The following is an 8125-nucleotide window of genomic DNA, read 5'->3' as shown; positions in this document are numbered from 1 at the left end:
ACCCCAGCGGTTCGATCCTGGTTTGCTCGCCACCCGCACTTCAAGCCCCACTTCACGCCCACCTCGGCCTCTTGGATCAACCAAGTCGAACGCTGGTTTGCGGACCTGACCCAGAAACAAATCCGGCGCGGGACGCATCGCAGCACGGTGGCGTTGGAAGCCGCCATCCGTGACTACCTGAATACCTACAACAAAAACCCACGGCCATTCGCTTGGACCAAGTCCGCCGACGACATCCTCGCTTCCATTAAGAGATTTTGTCAGCGAACTTCTAACTCAGGACACTAGGGGATGGACTGCAAATAGGCTCCCAGGTCTTCCATCTCTCCAGGCTTCAGTTCCTTGACGATGCCGTGCATGACGGGCGACTTGCGCAGTTGCGCCTGTATGACCTGAAGCTGCCGGAATACATACTGGGAACGCTGGCCGGCAAGCCGCGGGAAGACCCAGTGACCTTCGGCGTTCTGACCGTGGCAACTGGTACAGGCCATGATGTTGCGCTTGGCATCGCCTTTTTCAAACAGTTCCTTGCCTTTCGCAACGGCCTCGGGGTTGCCAGGCTTTCCCGCAACGGGAGGCTGGCTCGCGTAGTAGTGGGCGAGGGTGTCGATCATCGAGTCGCTGACCAGCGTCGCCATGGTCCACATGTAGTTGTGGGCTTCGGGGTCGGAGCGGGTCCTGTCCTTGAAGGCGCGCAGCTGTGCCGCAAGATACTCCTCATGCTGCCCGGCCAGGACCGGAAATATCGGCGATGTGCTCGCACCACCGGGGCCGTGGCAGCTCGCGCAGATTTGCCCGGCGATTTTCTCGGCATCGCCGGCAGCCGAAGACTCCGGATCGGCGGCAAAGGCCTGCGACATCTGCAGGGCGCCGGCTATGGCAAGCAGTACCGCGACCAGCAGGGGCCAACGCCTGGGTGCCTTTCCGATCGCCCGGCTCTTGCTATACACGCGCATATTCATGGTGGTATTTCCCGACAATGATCCGGAAAGCTCGAATGCGGCCACTGGCGAAGTCGAGGTTCAAGGAACGAGCGCCGTTCCGAGATCAGTCAAGCAGCGGCGCTCCATGGCTTCACCTTACCGGGTCTGGCGCTTCCGCCAGTAGACCTGGATCAATGCCGGGTCTGATCGGTCTCGGCATATTCAGAGCATTTTTTCTTTGGACGCATGCATTTGATAATAGGGGGCAGTTCAGCCCTTTTTTTTGAAAAACGATAGGGCATGCCCCTGCTTTGTCCCGCCGCTGTGGAGAACCCGCCACAGTCACCGGCGGAGCCCATCGCGCGGTGCCAGCGCAGTCCTGCTCATTCCAACCCTGGCGCCCGCCACGGCATCAAACGTTCATCCGCCCGAGCGAGCCCACGGCATGTCTCCATCGCCCCGTTCGATCCCCAAAGCCATCCTCTACGCAGGCTTCGTCGCCGGCACCATCGATATCGGTGCCGCTTCCCTGATCAACTGGCTCAACCCGCTCATCATCCTGCGGGCCATCGCCTCAGGGGTGCTCGGCAGGGCGTCTTTCCATGAGGGCCTGTACAGCGCGGCGCTGGGGTTGGTCCTGCAATGGGCCATGTCGATCCTCATCGCGGCGATCTACGTCTTCGCCGCCATGCGCATTCCCCGGCTGGGCCGGCAGTGGATGGCCAGCGGCCTGCTCTACGGCGTGGTGGTGTTCTTCGTGATGAGCTATGTGGTGGTGCCCCTGTCCGCGGCGGGGCCGTCGCATGGCTTCACGGTGCAGTCTTTCATCGAAAACATGCTGGCCATGTTGCTGTTCGGCCTGATCGTGGCTTATTTCCAGCGGCGTTTCGCTTCCACCCGCTAGGGCAGGCCCGGTTGGCGGCCCGCTGCCGCCTTCCGATATGCTCTGCGAAACGACAACAGGAGGAGAAAGCCGTGAAACTGGAAGGCGGATGCTACTGCGGTGCCGTGCGCTACGTGGCCGAAGGCGAGCCGATGATGAAGGCGCAATGCCACTGCCGCGAATGCCAGTACATCAGCGGCGGCTCGCCGAACATGTTTGCGGTGATGCCGGTCGCCGGCTTCAGCTACACCAAGGGCGCGCCCAAGACCTTCACCCGCGGCGATATCGAGCAGCCGGTGACGCGCGAATTCTGCACCGAGTGCGGCACCCATCTGGCCACGCTGCGTCCGGGCCTGCCCGCCGTGATCCTCAAGGTGGGCACGCTCGATGATCCGGGCCTGTTCGGCACGCCGCAGTTGGCGATCTTCACCGTGGACAAGCAGCCCTTCCATCACATCCCCGAAGGCATGCCCAGCTTCGAGCGCATGCCGCAGCGGTGAGTCAGCCGGGGCGCGGTGCGCGCCCTGGCAACAGTGGCGGGAACGCAGGCAAGACAGAGTCGATATGAAAGCAAGAATGTTCCTGCCCGCCATGGCGCTCCTGACGGCGCTCGCACCGCTCGCCGCCATGGCCGAAGACGGCCCCGCGTTTCTGCGCAAGCATGAAACGACCATCGAGGACCACCAGGCTATCGCGAAGCTGCTGGACACCTACACGGCCTCCGTCACCAAGGGCGATGAGGCCGCGTTCGAGGCGCTGCTGATCGACGACCAGGTGCCGTTTTCCTCAACCGGTGAAATCACCGGCAAGGGTGCCGATGCCCAGGCCGTGACCACGCGCAACTACCAGCGCTTCCGCAAGTCCGTCTTCGAAAGCGGCGTGCGCTACACCCAGCATTTCTACAATATCCGCATCGACCAGGACGGCCCCCTGGCCCAGGTCTCCCTGGACTTCATCACCCAGGAGACCAAGAGCGGGAAGGGTGGCTACGGCTGGAAGACGCTGCAGCTTCTGAAGGTGCAGGGGCATTGGAAAATCGCCAGCGAGTTTTATACCGCACGGGCGCTTCCCGGCCAGCAATGATGTAGGGCGGGTCCGTGACCCGCCGTTTACCGAGGCCGTTTTCGCGGAAGGCAGGTCACGCCCCGCCCTGCGCAGACTGGGGCGGCCGATCAATTCCCCACCTGCCCGAAATCCCTTAAGCTCGCAGGCACTGGTTTTTGCCTCCTACAGCCTCTTTGTCCTCCGCTCCCATGAATCGCGTTTACCTTTCTTTTGCCCTGGCCCTGTTCACCCTCTCGCAGTCCATGCCGGCCAGCGCCGCGGACGCCCCGGCCCAGGTGCCCAGCGCCGAAGAGTTGCAGCATCTCATCATCCGGGAGACGAAGGTCGGCACCGGGCCCGCGGCCACTCTCGGCAACATCGTCGAAGTGCAATACACCGGCTGGCTCTACAGCCCGCTCATGCCCGACCTGCACGGCAACCAGTTCGACAGCTCCGTCGGCCGTGGTCCGTTTTCCTTCATGCTCGGCGTCGGCAGCGTCATCCCCGGCTGGGACCGGGGCGTGGAGGGGATGAAGGTGGGCGGCAAGCGCACCCTCATCATCCCCGCCAACCTGGCTTACGGCCAGCGCGGCCAGGGCGACATTCCCGCGGGCGCCACGCTGATCTTCGATGTCGAGCTGCTGGGGCTGAAGTAAGCCCCGGGGGCCTCAGCCGCCGCCGGCCGCGAACGCCACCGGCATCACCGCCCGCACATCCACCGCCTTGCCGTCCATCATCGGCGGCTGGAACTGCCAGCGCGAGACGGCGGTCACCGCCGCCCAGGCCAGCCGCTCGTCCTTGAACTCGATGGGATGCGCGTAGCGCACCAGGCCGTTGGCGTCGATGACGAATTCCAGCCGCAGCGTTTCCGCCTTGTGCGCATAGGTCGGCTCCACCACCGGTATGGGGTGGAACAGCGCCTGCGGCGGCTGGTCCAGTTGCTCCAGGCCGGGCAGGAGCTTGCCGCCGCCGGAGTAGGCGGAGAGCAGGGAAGGGAGCTGGAATTCGAAGATGTAGCTGGTTTCGTCCTGGCTGAATTCATGGGTGTACTCGAACAGCGCCCAGGAAGGCACGCCGTTCTTCATCGCCGGCTTGAAGGTCCACCCCGCCAGCGCGGCCTGCAGCGCCTGCCCGAACACCGGGTCCGTGGCGGAAACGACCTGCGTCTTCGCCACCCGTCCGTTCGGGTCCACGTAGAAGGCCACCGTGGCCTTGCCGGAGTCGCTGTGCCGCAGCTTCTCGTAGGGGTAGACGATCGGCACGGAGACCAGCAGCTCCGGCGCCGTGTCGTAGCGGAAATCCTCCGGCAGCTTGCTCAGGTCGGCGGTCTGCAGCTGGAACGGCGCATGGGAGCTTTCCACCCCGCTCCGGCCGGAACCCCCCGGCACGTGGCCGAGGGTGTCGTACTCGATCCGCTGGGTGTAGATCTTGCAGTAGCTCCTGTCGGCGGGGTCCACCGGCTCGAAGCGCCATTTCAGCAAGGCCCCGATCGTCGCGCGCTCGAAGCTGGAATGCGCTGATTGCCGCAGCACCGGGTTCACCACCGCGCCCTCCGGGCTCACCTCGAACATCGCCACCGTCTCGCCGTTGCTGGCGAAGTACCGCATCTCTTGCGGGTAGTGCGGCTTCTCCTGGTAGATCACCTTGCGCGGCAGGCACTTTGGCGCCGCGCCCTCCGCCGGGGCGCTCGTTGCGGCGGCTCCCGCTGCCGGCGCGTCATCGGCCGCGGCATTCCAGGCCGGCAGCGCCAGCGTGGTCATGCAGAGTGCCGCCAAGCCGCGCATCAATGCGCCCATTCCCGCCGTGTCCCCACTGGGCAACGCTACACGCTTCTCGCTCACGTCCTGCCTTTCCCTGCGTGGTATTCCTCCCCAAGCAGACGCCGCCCCGCACCCGGGCCCTACCCGCCAGAGCTAGGCAGCGCGGTTAATATTGGTAAAGGGCTCACACTGAGCGCGTTACACTCTCGCGCGGCTCCCCATTCACGGACGAACTTCACCAGACGCGCTCCATGCCCCGGCAGTCCAGAAAGCCGTCCTCGATTTAGTCCTGAAAGTCACCGGCGGCAGCATCGAAACCGCTCGCCCGGACTGGCTGATGCAGCCGGGCAAGGCCGTCAGCGCCAAACGCCGGTCGCTCCTGCGCGCCATGTTCCACGACTGCACACCGGCTTGATGCCCCCTGGCAAGGCCGGGGGGCATCAAGGTTCCTTCGAGCCTACGGCCGTGTCGCGGTTTCCTCGCCGCAGGCCATTCCCACCACCGCATCGGTGGTGTTACGGATTTCGGCCGATATGGTGGCTGTGAAACTGCTCTTGTCGGCCCCCAGGGTGATGGCCCTTGTCACGACCCTCGTCTGCGCAAAGCTGCCGTCCGGGTTGAAGGTGAAAAAACGGAACACGTTGTTGTATCCCACGGTTTGCGCGGTCCAGGTGCCCTGGCCCGGACCGAACACGGTCGGTGACTGATTGCTGCTGTTGCTCATGGTGCCGCCCCGGTTGAACATGCTCACCGCGCGGAACGCGGCCAGGACCGCTCCTGTGTCGCAGTTGCGCAGGGTCACCTGCTCGGCCCATACCCCTTCGAGCGGGTCTGCAACGGCCTGGGTTTGGGCAACGGCATCGTTGGTGCTGGTGCAGGCCTGCACGATCACCGTGGCGAACAGGCACGGCAGAATCATTGCGCCGACCGATTTCAGATGTTTGCTGTTCATCAATTTTCTCCTTGGGTTGCCCTTTTTTGGGCACCGCGGGGAAGGCCCCTGCGGCGTGACGAGGATCAAATCCGGAGCCTCTGAAAGTCTTTAAACTACGGTTGAATTGTTCTGAAAAGTTCTGAAAACCGGCGTTCGCAGGGGTGTTTGTGCCAAATGCCATGCTGTTGGCGGCTCCCACCGCCGCATTGAGCGCCTGGGCGAGCCCATGAGCGGGTACCCGGGCAAGCCGTCTTTTTTCGCCGAGCTGCAGCGTCGCCACGTCTACAGGGTCGGCGCCATGTACGCCGTGGCCGGCTGGCTGTTGGTGCAGGTGGTCACCCAGGTGCTGCCGGTATTCGACGTGTCGCCGCTGGCGCAGCGTCTCCTTGTACTGACCGTCATCGCCGGTTTTCCGCTGGCCCTGGTGCTGTCCTGGCTGTTCGACATCACGCCGCAGGGCATCGTGCGCACCGGCGATCTACCGGCAAGCGCAGTACCGGCACCGGTGCAAGCCCCGCAACCGGAGTCGGTAGCGGAATCACCATTGCCGCTGAAACCGCCTCAGTATGAATTCGGGGATTTCTGCGTGGACAGCGCCCGGCGCGCATTGCTCCGCCGCGATGGCCAGCCCCTGCCGCTCACGCCACGGGTATTCGACACCTTGCTCTATTTGATCCAGCACGCCGGCAGCGTACTGGGGAAGGACCAGTTGATGGCGGCGATCTGGTCGGGCCGGGTGGTGGAAGAGAACAATCTCAGCCAGAATATTTCCACCCTGCGCCGGGTGCTAGGCGATGGCGAAGGCGGTTCGCGCTACATCCTGACAGTGCCGGGTCAGGGCTATCGTTTTGTCGGCGATGTGCGTGAAGTCGGGCAGCTTCCGGCACCATCTGCCGGCTCGGCGACGCCGGCGGTTGTCGCAGGCGCAGCGCCGTCCAGAACCCGCAAGCTGTCCGCAAGCCGGCTGGCGGCGACGGTCGTTCTCGTCGCCGCATTCATCATCATCGTTGTCGCGATCAGGCCCTGGCATCGGCCCGCGCCGACAGTCACGGCCACTCCAACCCGTACCATCGCCGTGTTGCCGTTCAAGTCGCTGCTGGCCGAGGCTCGCGATGACGCGCTCGACCTGGGCATGACCGACATGCTCATCGCCAAGCTCAGCAACAGCCACGAACTGGTCGTCCGCTCCCTGAGCGCCGTGCGCCGTTACGGTGGACAGACGCAGGATCCGCTCGCCGCCGGGCGCGAGCTGGGCGTGGAATCGGTGCTCGACGGCAGCTTCCAGCGCTGGGGCGATCGCATCCGCGTCACCGCCCGCCTGGTGCAGGTACGCGACGGCAGCGCCTTGTGGGCGGGCAGTTTCGACGAGAAATTCACCGATGTGTTTTCCGTGCAGGACGCCATTTCACAGCGCGTGGCCGCATCGCTCGCGCTGCGCCTCAGCGGCGACGAGCGGAAAGGCTTGGCCAAGCGCTATACCGAAAATATCGAGGCTTACCAGCTCTACCTCACCGGCCGCACGCACATCGATAATTTGACGCACTCCGAAATCCTCAAGGGCATCGACTTCCTCCAGCGCGCAATCGCACTCGATCCGAACTACGCATTGGCCTATGCCGCGATCGCCGACGCTTACCGCCGGCTGCCGATCAATAGCGATATGCGCCCCGAGGAAGCGTTTCCCAAGGCCGAGGCGGCGGCCGAGAAAGCCCTCGCGCTGGATGACTCGATCGCGCTGACCCACGTCGCGCTGGGCTTCACCCGGATGTGGTACGACTGGCGCTGGGCCGACGCGGAACGCGAGTTCAAGCGCGCCATCGAGCTCAATCCCAGCGATGCCCTGGCGCACCTCGGCAATTCGGTGCTGCTGACCAACCTGGGGCGCAATGACGAGGCAATCCTGGAAGCGCGACGCGCACTGGAACTGGACCCCATGTCTCTGATCGTCAAGTCGGTCGCGGCGTGGTCGCTCGATCACGGCGGCCGGGACGATGAAGCGGTCGCCAGCCTGCGCAAGGCCTTCGACATCAACCCCGATTTCTGGCTCGCACACGTCCAGATGAGCCGGATCCTGCTCCGGCAGGGCAAGTACGCTGAGGCCATCGCCGAACTGAACCAGGCGAAGCGGTTTTCGGAAGGCGATGGGGGAATCATCACCGAACTCGGCATTGCCTGGGCCAAGGCGGGCGATCTCGCCAAGACCCGCGCGGCCCTGGACGAGTTGCAAGCCCTGTCGAGCCGGCAATACGTGCCGCCCTCGAATTTCGCAGGGCTTTACGCCGCGCTTGGACAACTGGATCAGGCCTTCACCGCCCTCGACCGGGCTTATGCCGAGCGCGATGCGGAAATGGCGTTCCTCGGCAATTGGGAAGCGGCGGATTCGTTGCGCGCCGACCCGCGCTATGCCGTTTTGCTCAAGCGGATGAATCTGGATCAAGCGGTTCGTTGAAGCCGGGATCGTGCGGTCCGCAACATGGATAGGCCGGAGACAGTCCAGTTCCCTTCACACCTTTGTGAATCGTTGCGAATCAATGCCAGGGGGAGGTTATTCGCTCGATCCATTCGTGGGGCGCATCTGCGT

Annotated in this window: 8 protein-coding genes and 1 pseudogene; 6 read left to right on the top strand and 3 right to left on the bottom strand. The window is 64.1% G+C overall.

Annotated elements, in window-relative coordinates; translation table 11 throughout:
* A pseudogene (locus tag BP26_RS30360) lies at window positions 1–288 on the top strand (IS630 family transposase); the annotation flags it as partial.
* Here the strand turns inward: BP26_RS30360 and BP26_RS0114230 are convergent.
* On the bottom strand, window positions 285–962 hold the full coding sequence (locus BP26_RS0114230; RefSeq protein WP_051748980.1) for a c-type cytochrome: 678 nt from the start codon (window positions 960–962) through the stop codon (window positions 285–287). The pseudogene BP26_RS30360 and the gene BP26_RS0114230 sit on opposite strands and share 4 nt — an antisense overlap.
* 406 nt (window positions 963–1368) lie before the next feature.
* Here BP26_RS0114230 and BP26_RS0114225 point away from each other — a divergent pair, with 406 nt between their 5' ends.
* The 4 genes from BP26_RS0114225 to BP26_RS0114210 all read left to right on the top strand — a co-directional run bounded on the left by BP26_RS0114225 (window position 1369) and on the right by BP26_RS0114210 (window position 3506).
* The gene (locus BP26_RS0114225; protein ID WP_029921245.1) at window positions 1369–1827 is read left to right on the top strand and encodes a hypothetical protein; all 459 of its coding nucleotides are present in this window, start codon (window positions 1369–1371) and stop codon (window positions 1825–1827) included.
* Window positions 1828–1898: 71 nt separating this feature from the next.
* A complete protein-coding gene (locus BP26_RS0114220; protein ID WP_029921244.1) occupies window positions 1899–2306 on the top strand; it encodes a GFA family protein in 408 nt (135 codons plus the stop codon).
* 76 nt (window positions 2307–2382) lie between these two features.
* On the top strand, window positions 2383–2889 hold the full coding sequence (locus tag BP26_RS0114215) for a YybH family protein (protein ID WP_051748979.1): 507 nt from the start codon (window positions 2383–2385) through the stop codon (window positions 2887–2889).
* A gap of 170 nt (window positions 2890–3059) precedes the next feature.
* Entirely contained in the window at window positions 3060–3506 is a 447-nt protein-coding gene (locus BP26_RS0114210; RefSeq protein ID WP_029921242.1) for an FKBP-type peptidyl-prolyl cis-trans isomerase, read from the top strand.
* Window positions 3507–3518: 12 nt separating this feature from the next.
* On the opposite strand, the gene BP26_RS0114205 is transcribed toward BP26_RS0114210, so the two are convergent.
* Both BP26_RS0114205 and BP26_RS0114200 read right to left on the bottom strand, forming a co-directional pair.
* Window positions 3519–4691: a TonB family protein gene (locus BP26_RS0114205; protein ID WP_157572532.1), complete on the bottom strand. Its 1173-nt coding sequence runs from the start codon at window positions 4689–4691 to the stop codon at window positions 3519–3521.
* 376 nt (window positions 4692–5067) lie between these two features.
* Complete coding sequence (locus BP26_RS0114200) at window positions 5068–5562, bottom strand: hypothetical protein (protein WP_029921240.1); 495 nt, start codon at window positions 5560–5562, stop codon at window positions 5068–5070.
* Window positions 5563–5905: 343 nt separating this feature from the next.
* Between BP26_RS0114200 and BP26_RS0114195 the strand changes: the two genes are divergently transcribed.
* Window positions 5906–7993, top strand: a complete 2088-nt coding sequence (locus BP26_RS0114195; RefSeq protein WP_169740717.1) for a winged helix-turn-helix domain-containing tetratricopeptide repeat protein — start codon at window positions 5906–5908, stop codon at window positions 7991–7993.
* Window positions 7994–8125: the final 132 nt, after the last annotated feature.

The organism is Nevskia soli DSM 19509, assembly GCF_000711955.1.
GTDB classification, from domain to species: domain Bacteria; phylum Pseudomonadota; class Gammaproteobacteria; order Nevskiales; family Nevskiaceae; genus Nevskia; species Nevskia soli.
Note: the sequence above shows the minus strand (reverse complement) of the source record. Positions and strands in the feature narration are given on the sequence as shown.